The organism is Xanthomonas campestris pv. asclepiadis, from assembly GCF_020784175.1.
GTDB classification, from domain to species: Bacteria; Pseudomonadota; Gammaproteobacteria; order Xanthomonadales; family Xanthomonadaceae; genus Xanthomonas; species Xanthomonas campestris_D.
Genome location: NZ_JAJGQM010000016.1, coordinates 41,477 through 64,440 on the forward strand (window position 1 = coordinate 41,477; position 22,964 = coordinate 64,440).

Annotated in this window: 18 protein-coding genes and 1 pseudogene; 12 read left to right on the top strand and 7 right to left on the bottom strand. The window is 65.8% G+C overall.

Going from position 1 to position 22,964, the window contains the following annotated elements; genetic code table 11:
• Positions 1–60 precede the first annotated feature (60 nt).
• The 3 genes from dnaE (at position 61) to LL972_RS09695 (ending at position 5,637) form a co-directional block, all read left to right on the top strand.
• A complete protein-coding gene (gene dnaE, locus LL972_RS09685) occupies positions 61–3,645 on the top strand; it encodes a DNA polymerase III subunit alpha (protein WP_228327411.1) in 3,585 nt (1,194 codons plus the stop codon).
• Positions 3,646–3,836: 191 nt separating this feature from the next.
• Positions 3,837–4,796 (top strand): acetyl-CoA carboxylase carboxyltransferase subunit alpha, encoded by a 960-nt coding sequence (locus LL972_RS09690; protein WP_053045248.1) that lies wholly within the window; start codon positions 3,837–3,839, stop codon positions 4,794–4,796.
• An 85-nt stretch (positions 4,797–4,881) separates the two neighbouring features.
• Positions 4,882–5,637, top strand: a complete 756-nt coding sequence (locus LL972_RS09695) for a tetratricopeptide repeat protein (protein WP_228327412.1) — start codon at positions 4,882–4,884, stop codon at positions 5,635–5,637.
• 304 nt (positions 5,638–5,941) lie between these two features.
• On the opposite strand, the gene LL972_RS09700 is transcribed toward LL972_RS09695, so the two are convergent.
• Entirely contained in the window at positions 5,942–6,388 is a 447-nt protein-coding gene (locus LL972_RS09700; RefSeq protein WP_228327413.1) for a CopD family protein, read from the bottom strand.
• 74 nt (positions 6,389–6,462) lie between these two features.
• Between LL972_RS09700 and LL972_RS09705 the strand changes: the two genes are divergently transcribed.
• On the top strand, positions 6,463–7,065 hold the full coding sequence (locus LL972_RS09705) for a class I SAM-dependent methyltransferase (protein ID WP_228327414.1): 603 nt from the start codon (positions 6,463–6,465) through the stop codon (positions 7,063–7,065).
• 456 nt (positions 7,066–7,521) lie between these two features.
• On the top strand, positions 7,522–8,829 hold the full coding sequence (locus LL972_RS09710) for a polyhydroxyalkanoate depolymerase (protein WP_039520278.1): 1,308 nt from the start codon (positions 7,522–7,524) through the stop codon (positions 8,827–8,829).
• Between the two features lie 405 nt (positions 8,830–9,234).
• Here LL972_RS09710 and LL972_RS09715 read toward each other — a convergent pair.
• Both LL972_RS09715 and LL972_RS09720 read right to left on the bottom strand, forming a co-directional pair.
• Positions 9,235–9,660, bottom strand: a pseudogene (locus LL972_RS09715) (DUF1700 domain-containing protein); the annotation flags it as partial.
• Entirely contained in the window at positions 9,657–10,019 is a 363-nt protein-coding gene (locus tag LL972_RS09720) for a PadR family transcriptional regulator (protein ID WP_228327415.1), read from the bottom strand. The pseudogene LL972_RS09715 and the gene LL972_RS09720, both read right to left, overlap by 4 nt.
• 372 nt (positions 10,020–10,391) lie before the next feature.
• Between LL972_RS09720 and LL972_RS09725 the strand changes: the two genes are divergently transcribed.
• Complete coding sequence (locus LL972_RS09725; RefSeq protein WP_228327416.1) at positions 10,392–11,951, top strand: alginate export family protein; 1,560 nt, start codon at positions 10,392–10,394, stop codon at positions 11,949–11,951.
• A 129-nt stretch (positions 11,952–12,080) separates the two neighbouring features.
• Here LL972_RS09725 and LL972_RS09730 read toward each other — a convergent pair whose 3' ends face one another.
• Complete coding sequence (locus tag LL972_RS09730; RefSeq protein WP_228327417.1) at positions 12,081–13,439, bottom strand: hypothetical protein; 1,359 nt, start codon at positions 13,437–13,439, stop codon at positions 12,081–12,083.
• A gap of 155 nt (positions 13,440–13,594) precedes the next feature.
• Between LL972_RS09730 and LL972_RS09735 the strand changes: the two genes are divergently transcribed.
• The 3 genes from LL972_RS09735 (at position 13,595) to LL972_RS09745 (ending at position 15,873) form a co-directional block, all read left to right on the top strand.
• A complete protein-coding gene (locus LL972_RS09735) occupies positions 13,595–14,269 on the top strand; it encodes a DUF502 domain-containing protein (protein ID WP_228327418.1) in 675 nt (224 codons plus the stop codon).
• 4 nt (positions 14,270–14,273) lie between these two features.
• Positions 14,274–15,050, top strand: a complete 777-nt coding sequence (locus tag LL972_RS09740) for a queuosine precursor transporter (protein WP_228327419.1) — start codon at positions 14,274–14,276, stop codon at positions 15,048–15,050.
• Positions 15,051–15,270: 220 nt separating this feature from the next.
• A complete protein-coding gene (locus tag LL972_RS09745; RefSeq protein WP_228327420.1) occupies positions 15,271–15,873 on the top strand; it encodes a LysE family translocator in 603 nt (200 codons plus the stop codon).
• On the opposite strand, the gene LL972_RS09750 is transcribed toward LL972_RS09745, so the two are convergent.
• On the bottom strand, positions 15,837–16,676 hold the full coding sequence (locus LL972_RS09750) for an AraC family transcriptional regulator (protein WP_228327421.1): 840 nt from the start codon (positions 16,674–16,676) through the stop codon (positions 15,837–15,839). The two genes, LL972_RS09745 and LL972_RS09750, sit on opposite strands and share 37 nt — an antisense overlap.
• 184 nt (positions 16,677–16,860) lie before the next feature.
• Between LL972_RS09750 and LL972_RS09755 the strand changes: the two genes are divergently transcribed.
• Positions 16,861–18,801, top strand: coding sequence for a DUF885 domain-containing protein (locus LL972_RS09755; RefSeq protein WP_228327422.1), 1,941 nt, complete (start codon positions 16,861–16,863; stop codon positions 18,799–18,801).
• A gap of 6 nt (positions 18,802–18,807) precedes the next feature.
• Here LL972_RS09755 and mmuM read toward each other — a convergent pair whose 3' ends face one another.
• Positions 18,808–19,770, bottom strand: coding sequence for a homocysteine S-methyltransferase (mmuM, locus tag LL972_RS09760; RefSeq protein ID WP_228327423.1), 963 nt, complete (start codon positions 19,768–19,770; stop codon positions 18,808–18,810).
• Positions 19,767–21,164, bottom strand: coding sequence for an S-methylmethionine permease (mmuP, locus tag LL972_RS09765; RefSeq protein ID WP_228327424.1), 1,398 nt, complete (start codon positions 21,162–21,164; stop codon positions 19,767–19,769). Before mmuP ends, mmuM begins: the two co-directional genes overlap by 4 nt.
• Before the next feature lie 372 nt (positions 21,165–21,536).
• On the opposite strand from mmuP, the gene gloA2 reads away from it, so the two are divergent.
• A complete protein-coding gene (gloA2, locus tag LL972_RS09770) occupies positions 21,537–21,926 on the top strand; it encodes an SMU1112c/YaeR family gloxylase I-like metalloprotein (RefSeq protein WP_228327425.1) in 390 nt (129 codons plus the stop codon).
• A 144-nt stretch (positions 21,927–22,070) separates the two neighbouring features.
• A complete protein-coding gene (locus LL972_RS09775) occupies positions 22,071–22,964 on the top strand; it encodes an ABC transporter ATP-binding protein (protein ID WP_228327426.1) in 894 nt (297 codons plus the stop codon).

The following is a 22,964-nucleotide window of genomic DNA, read 5'->3' on the forward strand; positions in this document are numbered from 1 at the left end:
TCAAGCCTTGTCCGACCCGACCACGCTCGCTACCCTGACCACGCATTATTCCGGTCTCGCATGTCCACTTCCCGCTTCGTCCATCTGCACGTCCACACCGAGTTCTCGCTGGCGGATTCCACCATCCGTGTGCCCGAGAAACCGGATCAGGCTGACCCGAAAAAGGCCAAGCAGGCCAACCTGCTGGGCCGCGCGGTCGAACTCGACATGCCCGCGCTGGCGGTCACCGACCTCAACAACCTGTTCGCGCTGGTCAAGTTCTACAAGGCCGCAGAAGGCGTGGGCATCAAGCCGATCGCCGGCGCCGACGTGATGATCGCCACCCCGGACATGACGCCCTGGCGCATGACCCTGCTGTGCCGCGACCGCGAAGGCTACCTGAGCCTGTCGCGGCTGCTGACCCGCGCCTGGATGGAAGGCCACCGCCCCGAGGGCGGCGTGGCGATCCACCCGGAGTGGCTGCAGAGCGGCCACGCCAACCTGTTCGCCCTGGCCGGGCGCGACAGCCTGGCCGGGCGCCTGTTCGGCGAAGGCCGCGCCGACCTGGCCGAGCAGCAACTGGCCGACTGGCAGCGCGTGTTCGGCGACGGCCTGCATCTGGAACTGACCCGCACCGGGCGCCAGGGCGAAGAACGTTTCAACCAGTTCGCGCTGCATGCGGCCGGTGTGCGCGGCCTGCCGGTGGTGGCCAGCAACGATGTGCGCTTCCTGTACGCCAGCGACTTCAATGCGCACGAGGCGCGGGTGTGCATTTCGTCGGGCCGCGTGCTCGATGACCCCAAACGCCCGCGCGAGTACAGCGACCAGCAGTACCTGAAGTCCGGCGACGAAATGGCCGCGCTGTTCGCCGACGTGCCCGATGCGATCGACAACACGCTGGCGCTGGCGCAGCGCTGCAATATCGAGATGCGCCTGGGCACCTACTTCCTGCCCGCCTATCCGGTACCCGAAGACGAGACCCTGGACAGCTGGATCCGCAGCCAGTCGCGCGACGGTCTGGCCGCACGCCTGGAAAAGAGCCCGATCGCGCCCGGCAAGACCCGTCAGGACTATGTCGACCGGCTGGAATTCGAGCTGGACACCATCATCAAGATGGGCTTCCCCGGCTACTTCCTGATCGTGGCCGACTTCATCCAGTGGGGCAAGAACCAGGGCATTCCGATCGGCCCGGGGCGCGGTTCCGGTGCGGGCTCGCTGGTGGCGTGGGCACTGCAGATCACCGATCTGGATCCGCTGCCGTACAACCTGCTGTTCGAGCGCTTCCTCAACCCCGAGCGCGTGTCGATGCCCGACTTCGACATCGACTTCTGCATGGACCGCCGCGACGAGGTGATCGACTACGTGGCGCGCAAGTACGGGCGCGAACGGGTCAGCCAGATCATCACCTACGGCACCATGGCGGCCAAGGCGGTGGTGCGCGACGCCGGGCGCGTGCTCGGCTTCAGCTACGGCCTGGTCGACAGCGTGGCCAAGCTGATCCCCAACATCCTGGGCATCACGCTCAAGGATGCGATGGGCGAAGGCAAGGACTCGGAGATGGCCTCGCCGGACCTGATCCAGCGCTACCAGGTCGAGGACGACGTGCGCGACCTGATGGATCTGGCCCGCCAGCTCGAGGACCTCACCCGCAACGCCGGCAAGCACGCCGGTGGCGTGGTGATCGCGCCCGAGCCGCTGTCCGAATTCTGCCCGCTGTTCGCCGAACACGACGAGGACGGGCGCGGCAAGAATCCGGTCACCCAGTTCGACAAGGACGACGTCGAAGCGGTCGGGCTGGTGAAGTTCGACTTCCTCGGCCTGCGCACGCTGACCATCATCGACTGGGCGGTCAAGGCGATCAACGTGCGCCACGCGCGCGCCGGCATCGACCCGATCGACATCACCACCATTCCGCTCGACGACGTGCCCACCTACAAGGGCGTGTTCGCCTCGGGCAATACCGGCGCGGTGTTCCAGTTCGAATCCTCGGGCATGCGCCGCCTGCTCAAGGACGCGCGCCCGGACCGTTTCGAAGACCTGATCGCGCTGGTATCGCTGTACCGCCCCGGCCCGATGGACCTGATCCCGGACTTCAACGCGCGTAAGCACGGCCAGCAGGAGATCATCTACCCGGATCCGCGCACCGAAGCCATCCTCAAGGACACCTACGGCATCATGGTGTACCAGGAGCAGGTGATGCAGATGGCGCAGATCGTCGGCGATTATTCGCTGGGCGGCGCCGACCTGCTGCGCCGTGCGATGGGCAAGAAGGTGCCGGCCGAAATGGCCAAGCACCGCGAGATCTTCCGCGAGGGCGCGGCCAAAGGCGGGGTGGGCGCGGCCAAGGCCGACGAAATCTTCGACCTGATGGAGAAGTTCGCCGGCTACGGCTTCAACAAGTCGCACGCCGCCGCCTACGCGCTGGTCAGCTACCAGACCGCGTGGCTGAAACGGCATTACCCGGCCGAATTCATGGCCGCGACGCTGTCCTCGGACATGGACAACACCGACAAGGTGGTCGGCTTTCTCGATGAGGTGCGCAATCTCGGCCTGACCGTCAAGCCGCCGCGCGTCAACGAGTCGGCCTACATGTTCGCCGCCGCCAGCCCGGACACGATTCAGTACGGCCTGGGCGCGATCAAGGGCGTCGGCCAGGGCGCCTGCGAGGCGATCGTCGAAGAACGCCAGCGCGGCGGCCCCTACACCACGCTGCTGGATTTCTGCACGCGCGTGGGCACCGCCAAGCTCAACCGGCGCACGCTGGAAGCGATGATCAACGCCGGCGCCATGGACGGGCTGGGCAAGAACCGCGCCTCGCTGATGCTGCAGCTGCCGGAAGTGGTCAAGGCCACCGAGCAGCTGGCGCGCGAGCGCGCCTCGGGCCAGAACTCGTTGTTCGGCGGGCCGGACCCGAGCGCGCCGGCGTTGCGCCTGGACCTGCCGGAAAGCAAGGAATGGCCGCTGGGCCAGTTGCTCACCGGCGAGCGCGAAACGCTGGGCTTCTATCTCAGCGGTCACCCGTTCGACCCGCACCGCGACGAAGTGCGCGAGCTGGTCGGCTGCGACCTGGGTTCGCTGGAAAAGATCCTCGCCTCGCAACAACGCGGCGGCGGTGGTGGCGATGGCGAAAAACGCGCCTGGCGCCCGGAAGTCAGCGCGATCCTGGCCGGCCAGGTGATCGGCGTGCGGCGCAAGGGCGACAGCCAGGTGTTCGTGCAGCTCGAAGACGGCCGCGGCCGGGTCGAATGCAGCGCGTTCTCCGATGCGATGGCCGAGTTCGGGCATCTGCTCACCCGCGACCGCATCCTGATCGTCAAGGGCGGCCTGCGCGAGGACGAATTCAACGGCGGCTACAGCCTGCGCATCCGCCAATGCTGGGACTACGAGCAGATCTGCGCCGACCATGCGCAACGCCTGTCGCTGCGCCTGGACCTGCGCGAGAAACAAGCCTGGAAGCGCATCGACGCGCTGCTGGCCAAGCACCGCCCCGGCAAGACCCCTCTGCGCCTGGACCTGCTGCTGCGCGCCCCGACCGGCGGCGTGGCCGGCATGCTCGACCTCAACGGCAGCCACTCGGTGCGGATCGACCAGCAGCTGATGGACAGCCTGCGCGCCGACCCCGCGGTGCGGACCCTGAAGATCAAGTACAGCCCTCCGTGGGCGTGAGGGGGCCGGGATTGGGCATTCGGGATTGGGGATTCGCAACGGCGGTCTACTGCCACGTCGAAGCCGCGATAGTGCTCTTGCGAATCCCGAATCCCGAATGCCCAATCCCGGCCATGCCACCGAACGGCTCCGTACGGGCCGACGGCACCGCTTCAGCTACACTCCCCGCCTTACGTTGACGACACCACTGCATGAATCCTAACTACCTCGACTTCGAGCAACCCATCGCCGATCTGGAAGCCAAGATCCAGGAACTGCGCAAGGCCAGCACCGGCCCTGCAGTCAACGTGGACACCGAGGTACGTGCGCTGCGCGACAAGCTGCGCGTGCGTACCGCACAGATCTTCCGCGACCTGTCGGCCTGGCAGGTTTCGCAGCTGGCGCGCCACCCGCAGCGCCCGTACACGCTGGACTACATCAACACCATCTGCGACGAATTCCAGGAACTGGCCGGCGACCGCGCCTATGCCGACGACAAGGCGATTGTCGGTGGCCTGGGCCGCATTGATGGCCGCGCGGTGGTGATCATCGGTCACCAGAAGGGCCGCGACACCAAGAGCAAGGTCGCCCGCAATTTCGGCATGCCGCGTCCGGAGGGCTACCGCAAGGCGCTGCGGCTGATGAAGCTGGCCGAGCGTTTCCGCCTGCCGCTGCTGACCTTCATCGACACCCCGGGCGCCTACCCCGGTATCGGCGCCGAGGAACGCGGCCAGTCCGAAGCGATCGCCCGCAACCTGCTGGAGATGGCCGAGCTGAAAGTGCCGGTGATCTGCACCGTGATCGGCGAAGGCGGCTCTGGCGGCGCGTTGGCGATCGGCGTGGGCGACCGCACCTTGATGCTGGAATACGGCACCTATTCGGTGATCTCGCCCGAAGGCTGCGCCTCGATCCTGTGGAAGGACGCGGCCAAGGCCAAGGACGCCGCTGAGCAGCTCGGCCTGACCGCCAAGCGCCTGAAGGGCCTGGGCCTGGTCGACAAGGTGATCCGCGAACCCACCGGCGGCGCGCATCGCAATCCCGAACAGATGGGCAAGCGCCTCAAGGCCGTGTTGCTCAATGAGCTGGAAGCGCTGGAAAAGCTGCCGGTCGAAGGCCTGCTGCAGCGTCGTTACGAGCGCCTGCGCAGCTACGGCGCCTACGAAGGCAACTGATCGGCGGTGTGCCGAGGCGATGGTGCTGCGTGCACCATCGCCAGCCAGCAAGACGATTGGCCACCATGGAAGGACCTGTTCGGATATGAGCCCGCTGCTTCTGCTGTCGCTGGTGTTGCAGGCCGCCTGCTGCGTGCACGTGGTGCGCAGCGGACGCCCGCTGTACTGGATCATCATCCTGCTGGCGTTTTCGTTGCTGGCGGTGTTGATCTACGTGTGCGTGGCGGTGATCCCCGACCTGCGCAACGACCCCACGGCGCGCCGTGGACTGCGCAAGGTGCGCCAGCGCATCGATCCGCAGCGCGAACAGCGCGACGCCTCACGCCAGCTGGATGTGGCCGACACTCCCGAAAATCGACGCAGGCTCGCGCAGACGCTGCTGGAACAGGGCGACTACGCGCGTGCGGCCGAGCTGTATCAAGGTGCGCTGCGTGGCATCTACCGGGACGATCCGGACCTGATGCTGGGCCTGGCCAAGGCCCAGTATGGCTTGGGCCAGGCCGCAGACACACGCAAGACCCTGGACGCGTTGATCGCAGCCAATCCAAACTTCCGCTCGCATGACGGGCACCTGCTGTATGCGCGCGCAGTCGAAGACAGCGGCAGCATCGACGAAGCGCTGCACGAGTACGAAACACTTGCGCAAGGCTATCCGGGCGAGGAAGCACGCGTGCGTTATGCGCAGCTGTTGTTGCGCGCCGCGCGCCCGCAGGACGCCAAGGCCATCTTCGAGCAGGTGCTGCGCCATGCAGCCGCCTCGCCCAGGCATTACCAGCGCGAACAGCGTGCCTGGATCGAGATGGCACGCAAGGGATTGAGCGAGCTCGGCATCGACGCGTGATCGCCACCGGCAGCGGCCGACCAGCTGTGGCAAGCCTGGACGCAGATTGCTCAGAGCACAACGCCAGCCCGCGACCATGGCTGCAGACATCCCCGGATCCCGCGTTTGTCGCACATGCGTGTCGGCCACTGTGCTGGACCCGGCGTGGATTCGCCCAGGTGATGCCGCCGTCGGCGCGCGGCGTCGCCTCTGAACCCGCATGCGCCTAAACCCGCATGGGTCGAATCACCCATCGTCGGCTGCGCATCGACAGCCATCCATGGCCTTCAGACAGGCGCACGCGCTGCCTGTTCTTCAACTGCGCTCAGAACGGCTTGGCCAGCACCAGCCAGATCACCGCGACGAGCAACACCACCGGCACTTCATTGAACAGCCGCAGCGCGCGACCGCTGGGCACGCTGCGGCCCTGATCCACGCCCTTCAACCAGCGCCCGGCCACGATGTAATGCGCCAGGATCAAGGCCACCGCAAACAGTTTTGCGTGCAGCCAGCCACCGGCCACCATCGTCGGGAAATCCGGAATCACCCGATAGCCCTGCCACAGCACCGCGCCCAGCAGCAGCGCCAGCCCCAGCATGCTGTGGCCGAATTTGTAGAGACGGCGCCCCATCAGCACCAGGCGCGTACGCACCGCAGGCTCGGCACCGGCTTCGGCGATATTGACCAGGATGCGTGGCAGGTAGAACACCGCCGCCATCCATGCAGTGACGAACAACAGATGGAAGGTCTTGATCCACAGGTACAGGGTCATGTGCTGGCTTCGCTGGCTGGCGTAGGATGGCCCGCATTTTCACCTATCCGCTGACGCGAAAGCACCTGACGTCCATGTCCGAACCCGACGACAAGCAGTACGACGCCCACTATTTCCGCCGCTGGTACCGGGATGCCGGGCTGGCCGACCCAGCGCGCCTGCGACGCAAGGTCGCACTGGCGGTGAGTCAGGCCGAGTACTATCTGGAGCGCCCGATCCGCAGCGTGCTGGATATCGGTTGCGGCGAAGCAGCCTGGCGCGCGCCATTGTTGGCGCTACGCCCCAAGCTGAGCTACCTGGGTTTCGACAGCAGCGCCTATGCAGTGCAGCGTTACGGACGCAGCCGGCAGATCCACCCTGCCCGCTTCGGCGATTTCGCCTGGTTGCGCCCCTGCGCGCCGGTGGATCTGCTGATCTGCTCGGACGTGCTGCATTACGTGCCCACGCGCGAGTTCAACCAGGGGCTGCCGGGGCTGGCCGAGATGTGCGCGGGCGTGGCGTTTCTGGAGGCGTTTGCCGAAGAAGACGCCTTCGAGGGCGACCACGAGGGCTTTCAGGCGCGGCCGGCGCGTTGGTATCGGCGCCGCTTCGCCGGCGTGGGGTTTGCTGCACTCGGCTCGCACTGCTGGTTGTCGCCGCAGTTGGCCGATGACGCGTCTGCGCTGGAGCGCGGCTGAGCAGGACGTTGGCTGGTTGAGGCACGCATGGCGCGTGGCTTCGCCACGCACCCTCACCCCAACCCCTCTCCCGCAGGAGAGGGGCTTTATTCCCTTCTCCCGCCGGGAGAAGGTGCCCCGCAGGGGCGGATGAGGGTATGTGCGAAGCCTGATGCTGGTTGAGTACCAGTGGCGGTTGAGTGCACTGGAGCTTCGCTCCGTACCTCACTCATCCCTTCCCTGCAGGAAAGAGGGCTCGTTCATTAGCCGTATGTTTCTGAGACGAACACTGGCTTTCGGTTGCCCCAGTCGTCCGAAAAAAATCACCAATCGCGGCAACGCAAATCGCGGCAAATCAAACCGCTAGCGCCCGCCATAGGTTGTATGACAGCCTCTACCGTCCGCAGCCCCATTAAGGTGCAAATGCGCCAAAGGGGGTATGCTGCGCGGCAGCAAAGAGCCGCACGGATGGGTGGAATGCTTTATCAACTGCACGAGCTGACCCGCAATCTGCTAGCGCCTTGGGTGCACCAGGCCCAGGCGAACGCCAAGATGTTTTCCGACCCCGACAGTCTGTGGGCCTCGCTCCCGGGCGCCGAACGCATGGCGGCCAGCAACGAGCTGTTCCATCGCCTGGGCAAGGAATACGAAAAGCCGGCCTGGGCGCTCGACGATGTCGAGGTCGACGGCCACTCGCTGCCGATCATCGAACGCGAGGTGCTGAGCAAGCCGTTCTGCCGTCTGCTGCGCTTCAAACGTTTCAGCGACCATGTCGAGCTGATCGGCACGATGAAGCAGCAGCCAGCCGTGCTGGTGGTGGCGCCGTTGTCCGGCCACCACGCCACCCTGCTGCGCGACACCGTGCGCACGCTGCTGCGCAACCACAAGGTCTACGTGACCGACTGGGTGGACGCGCGCATGGTGCCGCTGGAAGCCGGTGCTTTCCGGCTCGAGGATTACATCAGCTACATCCAGGAGTTCATCCGTCACATCGGCGCCGAGCGCCTGCATGTGGTGAGCGTGTGCCAGCCCACCGTGCCGGTGCTTGCGGCGGTGTCATTGATGGCCACCAACGATGAGCCCACGCCGCGCTCGCTGGTGATGATGGGCGGGCCGATCGATGCGCGCCGCAGCCCGACCCAGGTCAACAACCTGGCTACCGAGAACGGCATCGAGTGGTTCCAGAACAACCTGATCCATACCGTGCCGTTCCCGTATCCGGGCCATGGCCGGCAGGTGTATCCGGGCTTCCTGCAGCATGCCGGTTTCCTGTCGATGAACCCCAATCGGCACGTGATGTCGCACTGGGATTTCTACACCGACCTGGTCAAGGGCGACCTGCAGGACGCGCAGGCGCATCGGCAGTTCTACGACGAATACAACGCCGTGCTCGACATGCCGGCCGAGTATTACCTGGACACCATTCGCGTGGTGTTCCAGGACTTCCTGCTGCCGCAGGGCAAGTGGAAAGTGGATGGCCAGCTGGTCAAGCCCTCGGCGATCCGCAACACCGCACTGCTCAGCATCGAAGGCGAACTGGACGATATCGCCGGCCTCGGCCAGACCGAAGCGGTGCACGATCTGTGCACCGGGATCGATGCGGCGCATCGCCGTCATCTGGTGGTGGAAGGTGCCGGTCATTACGGCATCTTCAGCGGCCGTCGCTGGCGCGAAGTGGTGTACCCGCAGGTGCGCGAATTCATCGCTCGCTACGATGCCGACCCGGTGGGCAGCCGCGATCCGGCCACCGTCACCCCGATCCGCAAGCGCGGCAAGCGCGCCTGATCGGCTGAAAAAACGCCCCTTGATCGAAAGAGATCAAGGGGCGTTTTTTATGGGCAGATTGTTGGTTCAAGCCAAGACGGGGCACTACTTGGCCGAGCGCGCGGCGCCCTGGCCGCTCGCGGGACACGCCGTGCATCCGTCCGTGGAGGCTCGGTGGCGGCATCCATGCCGCCACACGGTCCCGCAAGCGGCAAGGACACCGCACCAGAGAGTTGGTCGGTGGTCGCGCGACGTACCTCGGACCTTGACCCGGCGCATCCCTATCGAACAATGCGCCTTACGCACTGCTCTTAAACTTTACGCACCGACCATCCCGACGGGTCCTTGCCCGCCCACTGTCGCGGGACCTTGAGCGGCATGGATGCCGCGCCAGAGCCTACAGGGACGTACTTGCGGCGTGTCCTGCCCGGCCGACAGGCTCGCACCAGTGATCACCCAGGTGAAATAGAACACACCGGTGACCAGCGACAACAGCATGTAGAACAGCGCGCCGTAGGTGCGCGGATCGGCAGCCACGCTGAAGAACCTGCCGAACCACGAACTGCGTTTGGGCGGTAGCGGCGGGCGCAGTGCACGTGTCACCGTCACTTCGGTTTCGCGATAGATCTCGGCCACTTCATCCGGCGCGCCGTAGCTGCCTGCCACGCCGGCGATCACCTCCGCTTCGCTCTTGCCGGCGTGTTCGGCCAGTTCGGCGCGCAGATATTCCTCGGCGTCGTAAAGCGCATCCTGGATCATCGCCGGGTCCGCGCCGGCCAGGGCCTGGCGCAATTGCGCCAGGTAATCGGGAATGGTGGTCGGCAACGGACGTGCCTGCGCAATGGTCGTCATGAGTGAGTCCCCTCCAGCACTGAGTCAACGGAATCGCGGGTGGCGCGCCAGGCGGCGGTCCAGTCGCGCAGGCAATCACGCCCGGTTTGGGTAATGCGGTAATAGCGCCGCGGCGGACCGGACGCGGACGGCTCGACATGGCTGTGCAGCAGCCCTGCACCTTCCAGATTGCGCAGCACCGGATACAGCGCGCTCTGCTTGCCGCTCAGCACGCCGTCCAGCCGCTCCAGCCGCTTGGCGATCAGATAGCCGTACAGCGGCTCCTCGGCCTGCGCCAGCACTGCCAGCAGGGCCAGCGACACCGTGCCGGCACTCAGCTCCTTCTGGAATTTCCGCAGGTAGGCATCGGGTTCGCTCATCGGCCATCTCCGCTAGGTCGAAGGCAATGCTATTGCGAAGTTGGGTATAGTGAATGTGCCGGTAGTCATGGGAATCGGGAATCGAGAGTTGGGAATCGGAGAAGCAGTCCTCGATCGTCCCAACGCTTATGTGTTCTGCGATCGCTCCATTGCTTGCGTATCGAACGCCTATTCCTGAGGAAGTCATGCACCGCCGATGAAGCGTGCTCTACCGATTCCCTACTCCCGATTCCCCATTCCCGGCTTCATCAAAGCGCTCATGTGCTTAGAACCATTGGGTTACTCCCTTTGCGGCAGCGCTCCACTACAGTCATTGCCCACTGGGCCGATACCACTCGCTCAGACGACTCACTTTTTCGATAGGGCGACACGATGCGACTAGCACGCTTGGCACAGCCGGCCATGGCTGAAACTTCCTTTGGCGCCACCCGGCGCCTGTGCTTGGCGATCGGGTTGTCACTGCCGGCACTGGGGTTTGCGCAGGCGCAGACCGCGCCGGTCAATGCCGAGCAGACCCAGCCGGAACCGGCGAAGGCAGCGCCTGCCGCTCCTGCGGCGCCCGTGACAGCCAAGGGGTATCCGCTCGAAGCGCAGGGCTGGGGAGCCAAGCAGGGCGGCAACATGTGGCAGGTGCGTTGGGCCGAGGACTGGTCGTATCTGAAGGATCCTTCCAAGCGCAAGAGCCCGTTCGATCCGCTCAAGTACATTCCGTTCAATGAGTCGGGCGATGTATATGTCTCGCTCAGCAACGAGCTGCGCGTGCGCAGCAACACCATCACCAATCCCGGTCTGATTCCCGGCAGCCACTCGCAGCAGCAGTATCTGTTGCGCGCGTTCTTCGGCGCCGACCTTCATGTCGGCGAGCACTTCCGTCTGTATACGGAACTGGCGCACGGCAGCCTGGATGGACGCAACGAGGGTGCCAAGACCGGTACGCAGGAAAACAACGCGATCCTGCAGCAGGTGTTCTTCGATGTGAAAGGACGCGTCAACGATGCCGACCTCGGCCTGCGCGTGGGCCGCCAGGTGTTTGTCGATGGCCCCACCACGCTGATGGCATTGCGCGACAACACCGATATCTTCGTGACCTTCAACGGTGTGCGCGCCTGGGCGATCGGCGAAAAGACCCGTGTGGACCTGTTCGATTTCAACTTCAACCTGGATGGCACCGAAGGCCTGGGCGACGATCGCATCGACCGCTCGCGGCATTTCCGCGGCGTGGTCGGCGGCTATCGCATGCCGACCGCCAAGCCGATGTACCTGGAGCCGTTCTTCTACCAGTTCCGCAACGACAATCAGGTCTGGGGCCGGCAGACCGCCGAAGAAAACCGCAACTATTACGGCCTGCGCCTGTGGGGCAATGTGGGCAAGCTGCGCACCGACTCGTTCGTGACCGTGCAGCGCGGCAGCTTCGGCGGGCGCGACCTGCGTGCCTACATGGCCAGCACCTCCAATGCCTGGTCGCTTAGCGAATCGGGCTGGAAACCGCGCCTGGGCTTCCATAGCGAAATCGCTTCCGGTGGCGGTGGCACCTCCGGCACCGGCACGCTGCGCAACAACAACTTCCTGTACGGCAATACGATCTACTTCAGCTGGGCGACGTTCTTCGGCCCGGTCAACCTGGTCACTGCCGCGCCCACGTTCACCTTCTCCCCCACCTCCAAGATCACCGTGAACCTGGAATGGGAAACCCTGTGGCGACAGACCACCAGCGATGCGATCTACAACAACCAGGCACGCGCCTACGCCCGCACGCAGAGCACCGGCGAGCGCCGCATCGGCACCATGCCGCGCATCAACGCCACCTGGAACATCGACCCGAACTGGTCGGTGACCTTCCGCGCCGAACACCTGATGGCGGGGCCTGCGCTCGAGAAAGCCGGTTACGGCGATTCGACCTTCGTGATGGGCTGGTTGAACTTCCGCTTCTAAGCCGGTGACGTCACGCTGAGACGGTGACTGACAACGCCGTCCGGGATCGGTTCCCGGGCGGCGTTTTTCGTTATGGGATCGTCGACACGTGCTTGCCTGCGCTGTTGTCCGCTTCTGCAGTTGCAAGCGTCACGGCGTGCCTTGCGTCGCTGCTGTCTGCGCCAGCTTGCTTGCCGCCAATGGCATCTGCAGGTTGGCATGATCGCCACGTGCGTAACGCGGCAGTTGCAGCGTCTTTCCATCCTTGCCCGCGGTGATGTCGCGTCCCGGTCGGATCAGCGTGGCGGGCAGGTGATCCAGGCGCTGCACCAGCGTCTGTTGCTCGGCGGGATGCGCACGTAGCCACAGCACTGCCGAGGTCAGTCGCGTTGTCGCGGCCAGATCCTGCAGTTGCCATTGATACTGCACGCTATCCATGTGCTCCACATCGGCGAACACGCAGCCGATTGCATTGGCGACACAGGCGAAAGTTACTGTTGGCGCGGCAGGTACGGCACTGGTCGGCACCTTGCGGTCCTGTTCCAGCTGCGTACGAACGTCGACATGGCAGGCCCAGGTGTAGTAAGGCGCGGTCAGTGCACGGGTTCGTTCGACATCCAGCAGCGGTGCTGCCAACCTGTCGTACCAGCGCTGCTGCTCGTCGTCGGCTCCAACGACTGCGCGGTAATTGGCGCTGACCAGGCGTGCTTCGCCGCGTAGCCCCCCACACAGGCTGGTCTCATCCATCGTCAACGGCGCAAATGCCGCTTGGCAATGCGCAGGTAACGGCTGGGTGGACGGCAGCTCGCTCAGCATGCCGGTGAACAGCTCGGCGTTACCGCGCAACATGGCTGCGCCGATCATCGTCGCCATCAGCGTGTCGTTACTGCGCAGCAACACGCGTGCCACCTGCGCATCCGCACACACGCCGGACAGCGCCGCCTGCTGGCGACCCTGGACGAAGTCCAGCGCGTGCCGGGTCATCGGCAACCTCAGCGCCTGCAACTCGGGCAGCGGTGTGTCGGCACGGGCCGGAAACAGATTGCGGTAGGAAGCATGCGATGACAGGGTGGCGGCGCGCTGCAGCAGCGGTGCCTGTGACATCAGCGCATCGGCATAGGCTTGTGGCTGGGCGCGCACCTTGTCCAGGCAGTCCGGGGTGGACCAGTTGCACTTGGGCGTTGCGGCGGCCGGCCACGGCGGCGTGCGCGGATAGCGCGCTGCGTCGCTGACGAAACCGGCCGCAATCCTGGCGTGCGCAAACCGCTGCAGATCGCGCGCCAGCACTCCTTCCTGTTCGGTAGCCGGCACGGCATACGGCAGCAACCAGAGTGCCGCAAATAAATTCGAGCCTGCCGGCGCTGCGGCCGGTGGCTGATCGATCTGTGCCAAGGCCTGGCGCTGCGCGTCGGGGATTGGCCAGCGCGCGGAGATGGCATACAGCGCCACCAGCACGACGATCAGGATGCATAGGCCAAGCAGGGCCGACTTGAGGAATTTGGCGAGCATGCGGCGGCAACCGTCCGTGGATGAGCTGCGTCATCTTAGAGCGGCCTGAGCAGACCCGCGAGTTACATGGCGCCGATGCGCACTTGCCGTCTCCCCGGCGAACAGAGCGCGCCATGCGCCTGCACCGGGCGCGGCCGAATGCCTACAATGCATGCATGTCCGAATCCCCCACTCCGCATCCCCGCCCTTCCCTGCAACGCGTCTTTCTGACCGGTTTGCTCACTCTGCTGCCGGTCTGGTTGACCTGGGTGGTGGTGAAGTTCGTGTTCTCGCTGTTGTCAGGCATCAGCAGCCCATGGGTGGTGCCGTTGTCCGAACGCATCGCTGCCTCGTTCCCCGATTATCTGGGCTGGATCAAGGCGCTGTGGGTGCAGAACACCATCGCGCTGGTCGCCACCGTGGGCGTGATCCTGTTCGTCGGCATCCTGAGCCGGCGCGTGATCGGCCAGCGCCTGCTGCGCTGGTTCGAGGCGATCATGCGACGCATCCCGCTGGCCAGCGTGGTGTACGACAGCGCGCGCAAACTGCTCGACATCCTGCAGACCCAGCCCGGCAGCACCCAGCGCGTGGTGCTGATCGACTTCCCGCACCGGGACATGAAGTCGGTCGGCCTGGTGACGCGGGTGATCAAGGAACAGGGCACCGGCCGCGAGCTGGCCGCGGTGTATGTGCCGACCACGCCCAACCCGACCTCCGGCTATCTGGAGATCGTGCCGGTGGAGCTGCTCACGCCCACCGACTGGAGCGTGGATCAGGCCATGAGTTTCATCATCTCCGGCGGCGCAGTGGCGCCCGACTCGGTTCCCTTCACTCGCACGGCGGATCGCTGAAGCCATGACACAGCCGCGTATCCTCGACGATCGTGCGGTCCGCCTGTTCATTGCGCTGGCCGCGTTCTTCTGCGTCAACGCGGCATTGGCCGAGTTCATCGGCGTCAAGATCTTCGCGCTGGAAGACACGCTCGGCATCGCACCGTTGAACTGGAACCTGTTCGGCCAGACCGGCTCGCTCAGCTTCACCGCCGGCACCTTGTTGTGGCCGGTGGTGTTCATCATGACCGACACCATCAACGAGTTCTTCGGCAGCCGCGGGGTGCGTTTCATCTCGTGGGTGGCGGTGGTGCTGATCGGCTACGGCTTCGTGTTCGCGTTTGCGGCGATCGCATTGGCGCCGGCAGCCTGGTGGGTCACTGCGGCGCAGGGCCAGGGCGTGCCCGACTACCAGGCGGCCTTTGCAGCGGTGTTCGGCCAGGGCCTATGGACGATCGGCGGCTCGCTGGTGGCGTTCCTGTTCGGCCAGTTGATCGACGTGTCGGTGTTCCATCGCATCCGCCGCGCCACCGGCGAAAAGCACGTGTGGCTGCGTGCCACCGGCTCCACGGCAGTGTCGCAACTGGTGGATAGCTTCGTGGTGATCTACATCGCCTTCGTGCTCGGACCGCAGCACTGGTCCATCGACCAGTTCCTGGCGGTGAGCACGCTCAACTACGTCTACAAGATGGGCTTTGCGATTGCATTGATCCCGCTGCTGTATCTGGCGCGCCGTGCGATCGGCGCATACCTGGGCGCCGAGCGCGCCGAGCAGCTGCGCGAAGAAGCCGCCTCCGGCTGACAACGCGGAAGCCTGCCGGCCGCATCGCTGCAGGGCAACGACCGGCGCCCGGGGCGGCGGCATCGAACCGGCCCCTTGGTCTTGCGCGCAGCCCGCCTGCCGCCCGTTCGCTGCGCTTGCCGATCATGCGAAGGCCGCAGCGGCCGCCCATCGAAATTTTGTTCAATCCGCGGCTGCGGTCGCCAGCCATGCTGGTGCGCCCCGCTACGGATTCCGCGCCATGGACCATCTTGTCGCAATGGCCAGCTTTGCGCTGGTGTGCTCGATTTCGCCCGGGCCGGTCAACCTGGTCGCGCTGAGCACCGGCGCCAGTGCCGGCGCGCGTGCCGGGCATGGCCACGTGATCGGCGCCACCGTCGGCTTCGTCGCGCTGCTGCTGTTGGTGGGCCTGGGACTGCAGCAGGTGTTGCTGCGCTGGCCGCTGCTCGGCCGTGCCTTGCATCTGGCCGGGGTGGGGTTCCTGCTCTACATGGCCTGGCGCCTGCTGCGCGACGATGGCGTCATCCACACCGACGGGGCGCGCCCGGCTGCCTCGTTCTGGACCGGTGCGGCGATGCAATGGCTCAACCCCAAGGCCTGGTTGGCTGCGACCTCCGGCGTTGCCCTGTATGCGACGGCAGGCACCACGCAACTGGCGGGTTTTGCGGCGTTGTATGCGCTGGTCTGCTATCCCTCGCTGGCGTGCTGGTTGCTGGCCGGCGCAGCGCTGCGGCGGCATGTGCAGGTGCCTAAACAGCTACGGCGCTTGAACCGGGTGTTGGCCGCGCTGCTTGTGCTGAGCGCGGTCTATCTGATGATGGAATGGGGCACGGCATCGCGATAACGCCCTGGTGTCACCGCCCAGGCGCGTTTGAAGCTGCGCTGCAGGTGCGCCTGGTCGGCGTAGCCATGCGCATAGGCGACCTCGGCAATGCCGCCACCGCGCCGCAAGGCCTCACGTGCACGCTGGAAACGGCAGTCCAGCAGGTACGCATGCGGGGTCATCCCGTGGGCCTGACGAAAACCGCGAATCAGCCGCGGCGCGGGCATCCCGGCCAGCGTGCACAGCTCGCGCAGCGATACCGCACGCGCATGATGGGTCTGCAGATACTCGGCCACCTGTCGCATTGGCCCGGTATCAACCGCAAGCGCACGATGCATCGGCTCCACATGCAGATGCAGCCGCGCCACGAAGGCGATCAACGCGCTCTCGCGTGCAAGCGCATCGGCATTGCCATCGATCAACACGGCATGCATGCGCTCGAAGGCGGCATAGGCTGCCGGGGTCTGGCACAGCGGTGCTGCCAGCATGTGCACATCCGCGTTGGCGGCCAGGCCGAGTGCGCGTTGCTGTTCGCGCAGCCACGCCACGTCCAGATACAGCATGCGGAACGACCAGTCCTGCTGCTGATCCGGATTGCAGGCATGCACATCGCCCGGGTTGATCAGGGTCAGCGACCGCGCGCCCACCTGCGCCCTCATGCGTCCATTGCGATAACGCGCAAGCCCGCGGTCGACCGCGCCCACCGACCATTGCTCGTGTGTATGCGCGGCATAACACAGGCTGCGGCTGTTGATCACCTGGCGCAGTTCGACGAAGGGCAACGCCGGATCGCGCCAGAAGCCCTGCCCACCCTGCACGGGCACCTGCGTCCCGCATGTCGATTCATCACTTGGCATGTGCGCAAGCCTATCGCACTGCAACATGCCTGCGTGCTGCAGGCGTGCGTAGTGTGCTTCATGAATTCCAGGCGCGCCCCGTGCGCCGGATGGGTGGCCGGAACGGTGCGGATCGGGCAAGCTCCCCGCTCGCTTGTTCCCGGAGCCGGTAATGCCCCTCAGCTTTTCCCGCCTGCTGTCCCTGGCCCTGGCCGCCGTGCTGAGCCTCTCAGTGGCAGCGCCCGCCGATGCGGCCAAGAAGAAGACCGGCAAGGCACAGACCACGCAAACGCGCGCGAAGGCGAGCAAAGGCAAGAAGGCCACCAAGCCGGCCGCCAGAACCACCAAGGCCGCCAAGGGTGGCAAAGCCGCCAAGCCCAGGCCGCGTGCAGTGGCCGCACCGGTGGTGCTGACCAAGGCGCAGCAACTCAACCTGCTCTACGACCAGTACTGGGATGCCTCGCTCAAGCTCAACCCGCTGCAGGCCACCTTCCAGGGCGAGACCCGCTACAACGACCAGCTGCCCAATTTCCTGTCGCCAGCGTTCCGGCAGCAATCGCACGACTTCACCGTGCTGTGGCTGGGCAAGGCCGAGGCGCTGGGGCCGGACGGCCTGAGCGGACAGGACCTGCTGAGCTACCAGATCTTCGTGCGCGATGCGCGTAGCGCACTGGCGGCCGAGCAGTTCCCCAGCTGGATGCTGCCGATCAACCAGTTCTACAACATCGCCAGCATCGCGGTGGTGCTGGGCTCGGGCACCGGCGCGCAGCCGTTCAAGACGGTCAAGGACTACGACAACTGGTCGCGGCGCGCCGTCGGCATCCCGGACCTGTTCGACCAGGCGATCACCAACATGCGCGCCGGCATGCAGGCCGGCGTGGTGCAGCCGAAGGTGCTGATGCAGAAGGTGCTGCCGCAGCTGGACGCAATCATCGCGCGCAATGCCGAAGACAGCCTGTTCTGGGGCCCGGTGCGCAACCTGCCGGCAGACATGCCCGAGGCCGACAAGCAGCGCATCACCGCCGAATACAAGCGCCTGATCGAAGTGCGGATCATGCCGGCGTACCGGGCGCTGCGCGGCTTCATCGCCACCGAGTACCTGCCCGCCTGCCGTGACACCGACGGCCTGACCGCGCTGCCCAATGGCGCGGCCTGGTACGCCTACGACGTGCGCCAGAGCACCACCTCCGACCTGACTCCGGAGCAGATCCACCAGGTCGGGCTGGACGAGGTCGCGCGGCTGCAGGGCGAGATCGCCGCGCTGGCCAAGCAGGTCAGGTTCCGCGGCAACCTGCCCAAGTTCTACAAGTTCATGCAGACCGACAAGCGCTTCGCGTTCCGCAGCGAAACCGAATTGCTGGGCTATTACCGTGGCCTGCAGGGACGCGTGCAAGCGGCGGTGCCGCGCCTGTTCAATACCCAGGGCATGCCGGCGCTGGAAGTGCGCGTGGTGGAACCGCAGCGTGCGCAGTCGGCCGCCAGCGGCTCGTACATGCGCCCCAGCGGCGACGGCAGCACGCCGGGGGTGTTCTACGTCAACACCTCCGACCTGGACGCGCGCAGGACCTGGGAGACCGAAAGCCTGTATCTGCACGAGGCCATCCCCGGCCACCACTTCCAGCTCGGGCTGCAGCAGCAGCTGACCGACCTGCCCAAGTTCCGCCGCCTGGGTGGCGAGACCGCGTATATCGAGGGCTGGGGGCTGTACGCCGAATCGCTGGGGCGCGAACTGGGCCTGTATCAGGACCCGTACAATTACTACGGCTATCTGCAGAACGCGTTGTGGCGCTCGATTCGCCTGGTCACCGACACCGGCCTGCACAGCAAGGGCTGGACCCGCACGCAGGCGATCGACTACATGCTCAACAACTCGGCCATGACCCGGACCGATGCCGAGGCTGAGGTGGACCGCTACATGGCCATCCCCGGCCAGGCGCTGTCCTACAAGGTCGGCGAGATGAAGATCGCGCAGTTGCGCGAGCAGGCGCAACGCGAACTGGGCCCGCGCTTCGATGTGCGCGCCTTCCACACCGAGGTGCTCAAGGACGGTTCGGTGCCGCTGGATATCCTGCAGGAGAAGATCCAACGCTGGATCGCCACGCAGAAGGGCTGAGCCAGCTCAGCCCGCCACGCGCGCACGCGCCAGTGCGGCGATATCGCGCGGCGTGGTGCGGCAGCAACCGCCGATCAGCCGCGCGCCGGCCGCCAGCCACTGCGCGTGCTGATCGAACAGGGTGCATGCGCTCGCGCTGCCGGCGTGCCACTGTTTTGCGCCGGCATCGTAGTGCTCGCCGGAATTGGGATACACCACCAGCGGCAGCGCCGTCAGCGCGGACAGCGTCTGCAACGCGGCGGTCACCTGTTCCAGCGCAATGCAGTTGATGCCCAGCGCGATCACCTGCGCGCAGGCATCCAGGGCGGGCACCACCTGCGCCAGCGCGGTGCCATCGCTCAAATGTGCCGCATCGCGCAGGGTGAACGAGAACCACGCATGCAGCTGCGGGAACTCCTCCAGCAGCAGGCGCAGCGCGACGATCTCGTTGGCCGACGGCAGCGTCTCGCAAGCCAGCACATCCACCCCCGCCTCGGCCAACGCGGCGATGCGCGGGCGATGGAAGTCCATCAGTTGCGCCAGCGGCAGCGCGTAGTCGCCGCGGTATTCCGAGCCATCGGCCAGGTACGCGCCATATGGCCCGACCGACCCGGCCACCCATAACGGCGCGTCCTGCAGTTGCGCCTGCAGATGATCGGCGCGCGCCTGTGCAGCCAAGGCCACGCTGCGCGCGATCAGCGCCTGCGACTGCGCCAGATCCAGCCCGCGCGCGGCAAAGCCCAACGGCGTGGCCTGGTAGCTGGCGGTGATGGCGCACTGCGCGCCGGCAGCAAAATAGTCGCGATGTACCTGATAAATCAGCTCCGGCTGCTCCATCAGCACGCGCGCCGACCACAGCGCATCGTTGAGATCGCAGCCGCGTTGTTCCAGTTCGGTGGCGAGCGCGCCATCGAGCAGCACGTAACCGTCATGCTGCAGCGCCTGGCTGAAAGGCGCACCGGCGCGCGGCTGGCGCGGAAGAATCGTCATGCGGGTTGCCTCCTGCTCGCAAGCCATTTGGTGAGTGCATGGGCGCCATAGCACAGCGCCACAAACGGGATGCCGCACCACAGCGCAATGCGCTGCTGCGGATCGAATGCCAGGCCGATGCAGGCCAGCAGACAAAGCGCGAAGCCCAGCAGCGGCGTCCACGGATACCACGGCGCGCGGTAGGCCAGGCTCTCCGGCGCGATGCCGTCGCGCAGCAACTGGCGTCGAAAGACGTAGTGCGAGGCGCAGATACTCAGCCACACCACCACCACCGCAAAACCGGACACCGCCGAAATCGCCACGAACACGGTATCAGCCGCGTAGACGCCGGTGAGCAGCGCCAACAGGCCGCCCAACATGCTCAACAGCAAGGCCGGCAGGGGAATGCCGCGTCTTGTCAGGCGTGCCAGCCGCGCCGGCAGCGTGCCCTCGTTGGCCAGCGACCACAGCATGCGCGCGGCCGCATACAGGCCGGAATTGGCCGCCGACAGGATCGCGGTGAGGATCACCGCATTCAAGATGTCGGCCGCATACGGGATGCCCAAAAGCTCGAACGCGCGCACGAACGGGCTGGTGTCCACTGCCGCCTGCTCGGCCGGCAGCAACGCGGCAAGCACCAGCACGGTGCCGACGAACAGCACCACCAGCCGTACCAGCGTGGTGCGGATCGCCAGCGGAATCGCGCGCGCCGGCTGCGCGGTTTCGCCCGCGGCCACGCCGATCAACTCGGTGCCGGAAAAGGCGAAGTTCACCGCCACCATCGTCATCAGGATCGGCAGCGTGCCTTGTGCAAACCAGCCGTCGGCGCGCAGGTGGCGCAATCCCGGCGCCGGCGACCCATCGGCCAACGGCAGCACGCCGATCACCGCCGCGCCACCGAGCACGATGAACAGCACAATCGTGATCACCTTGATCAGTGAGAACCAGAATTCGCCTTCGGCAAACCAGCGCGCCGACACCGTGTTCAGGGCGAAGATCAGCGCGCAGAACAACAGACACCACGGCCATGCAGGCGTGTGCGGGAACCAGTACTGCATGCAGAACGCTGCCGCGGTCAGGCTCGAGCCCAACGCCACCGTCCAGGTCAGCCAGTACAGCCACGCCACCACGTACCCGGTGGCCGGGCCGAGATAACGCGCGGCATACACATGAAAGGCGCCGGTCTGCGGCATCGCCACCGCCAGCTCGCCCAGGCACTGCATCACCAGGTACACCACCAGCGCGCCGATCAGATACGCGATCACCGTACCGAGCGCGCCGGTGCTGGCGATGATGTAGCCGGTATTGAAGAACAACCCGGTGCCGATGACCCCGCCCAGCGACAACATCACCAGATGGCGCACCTGCATGCTGCGCTGAAATTGCGGTGCGGCGGTGGACGACGACTCGGGCATAGGCGTGTCTGATCGGTGGCAGCGCATCCTGCCACGCGCAGCCAGGCGAGCACAGCCATGCGATGGCCAGGCGTGACGTGCAGCCAGATAACGCAGGCTGCCCTGCGGCACGTCGTGCCGCGATCGGCCCACGTACGCTTCGCGCTCGGCCCGGCCTGCACGACACGCTCCGGGCGCGGGCGTATCCTCGTGACTGCTCATCCGGACTGTTGCCATGCCATACCTTCTGCACACACGCACGGCGGCGCAGACGCAGCGCAGTGCCGCCCGGGTGCCGGCACGTCTCGCAGCCCTGGTCGCTGTCGCCGCGCATCGTGCATTCGTGCTGGCCTCGGGGCAGCGCCAGTGTCCGCAATGCGTGCGAGGCGCCGCATGATGCTTTCCGGCATCCACCACGTGGCGATCATTGCCGGCGACTACGCGGTCTCCAAACGGTTCTACTGCGACGTCCTGGGCCTGCGGCTGCTCGATGAGCATTACCGGCAGGCGCGCGACTCCTGGAAGCTGGACCTGGCACTGCCGGATGGCGGCCAGATCGAGCTGTTTTCGTTTCCCGACGCACCGCTGCGCCCCAGCCGCCCGGAAGCACGCGGCCTGCGCCATCTCGCTTTCCGCGTCGAGGATCTGGACGCGGCCGTGGCGCATCTTGCTGTGCACGGCGTGGCCACCGAGGACATCCGCATCGACGAGTACACCGGCCGCCGCTTCACCTTCTTCGCCGACCCGGATGACTTGCCGCTGGAGCTGTACGAGGTCGGTTGAGCACTACAGACCTGGCAGGGTTGGTCACATCTGCCACCGGGGCTCGTCGTAGGGGCATGGCTGATCGTCGCCGTGACTTTCGGTGGATGCGGCGATGCGGCAACGTCGTGAAGATCCATTAATCCCGGGACACAGGAACCGTCCATGCTGCAGATCCGTGCACTGTCCAAGACCTACGCCAATGGCGTACATGCGCTGCAAGGCGTCACGCTCGACATCCCTCGCGGCATGTTCGGACTGCTGGGGCCAAACGGCGCCGGCAAGTCGTCGCTGATGCGCACGCTGGCCACGCTGCAGGAGCCCGATTCGGGCAGCGTCAGCCTGACCGGCGCCGACGGCAGCAGCATCGACGTGCTCACCGACAAGGATGCGTTGCGGTGCCGGCTGGGCTATCTGCCACAGGATTTCGGTGTGTACCCGAAGGTCAGCGCGCTGGACATGCTCGATCACTTCGCCGTGCTCAAGGGGCTCACCGATCGCAGCCAACGCAAGGAGGTGGTCGAGCGGCTGTTGCAGCAGGTCAATCTGTGGGATGCGCGCAAGCGCAAGCTCGGTACCTATTCCGGCGGCATGCGCCAGCGCTTCGGCATCGCGCAGGCGCTGCTGGGCAATCCGCAGCTGGTCATCGTCGACGAGCCCACCGCCGGGCTGGATCCGGAAGAGCGCAATCGCTTTCTCAATCTGCTGGCCGAAATCGGCGAAAACGTCGTGGTGATCCTGTCCACCCACATCGTCGAAGATGTCACCGACCTGTGCCCGACGATGGCCATCATGAACAAGGGCCAGGTGCTGCTGACCGGGCGGCCCGCCGATGCGATCGACATGCTGCAACAGCAGGTCTGGCGCAAACAGGTCAGCAAGCAGGCATTGCCCGATTACGAGGCACGCTTCACCGTGCTGTCCACACGCCTGATTGCCGGCCACCCGGTGATCCACGTGTTCAGTACCGATTGCCCGGAGCCGGGTTTCGAACAGGTCGCTCCCGATCTGGAGGACGTCTATTTCCAGCGCCTGCGCAAGCAAGCGCTGGCCGCCTGA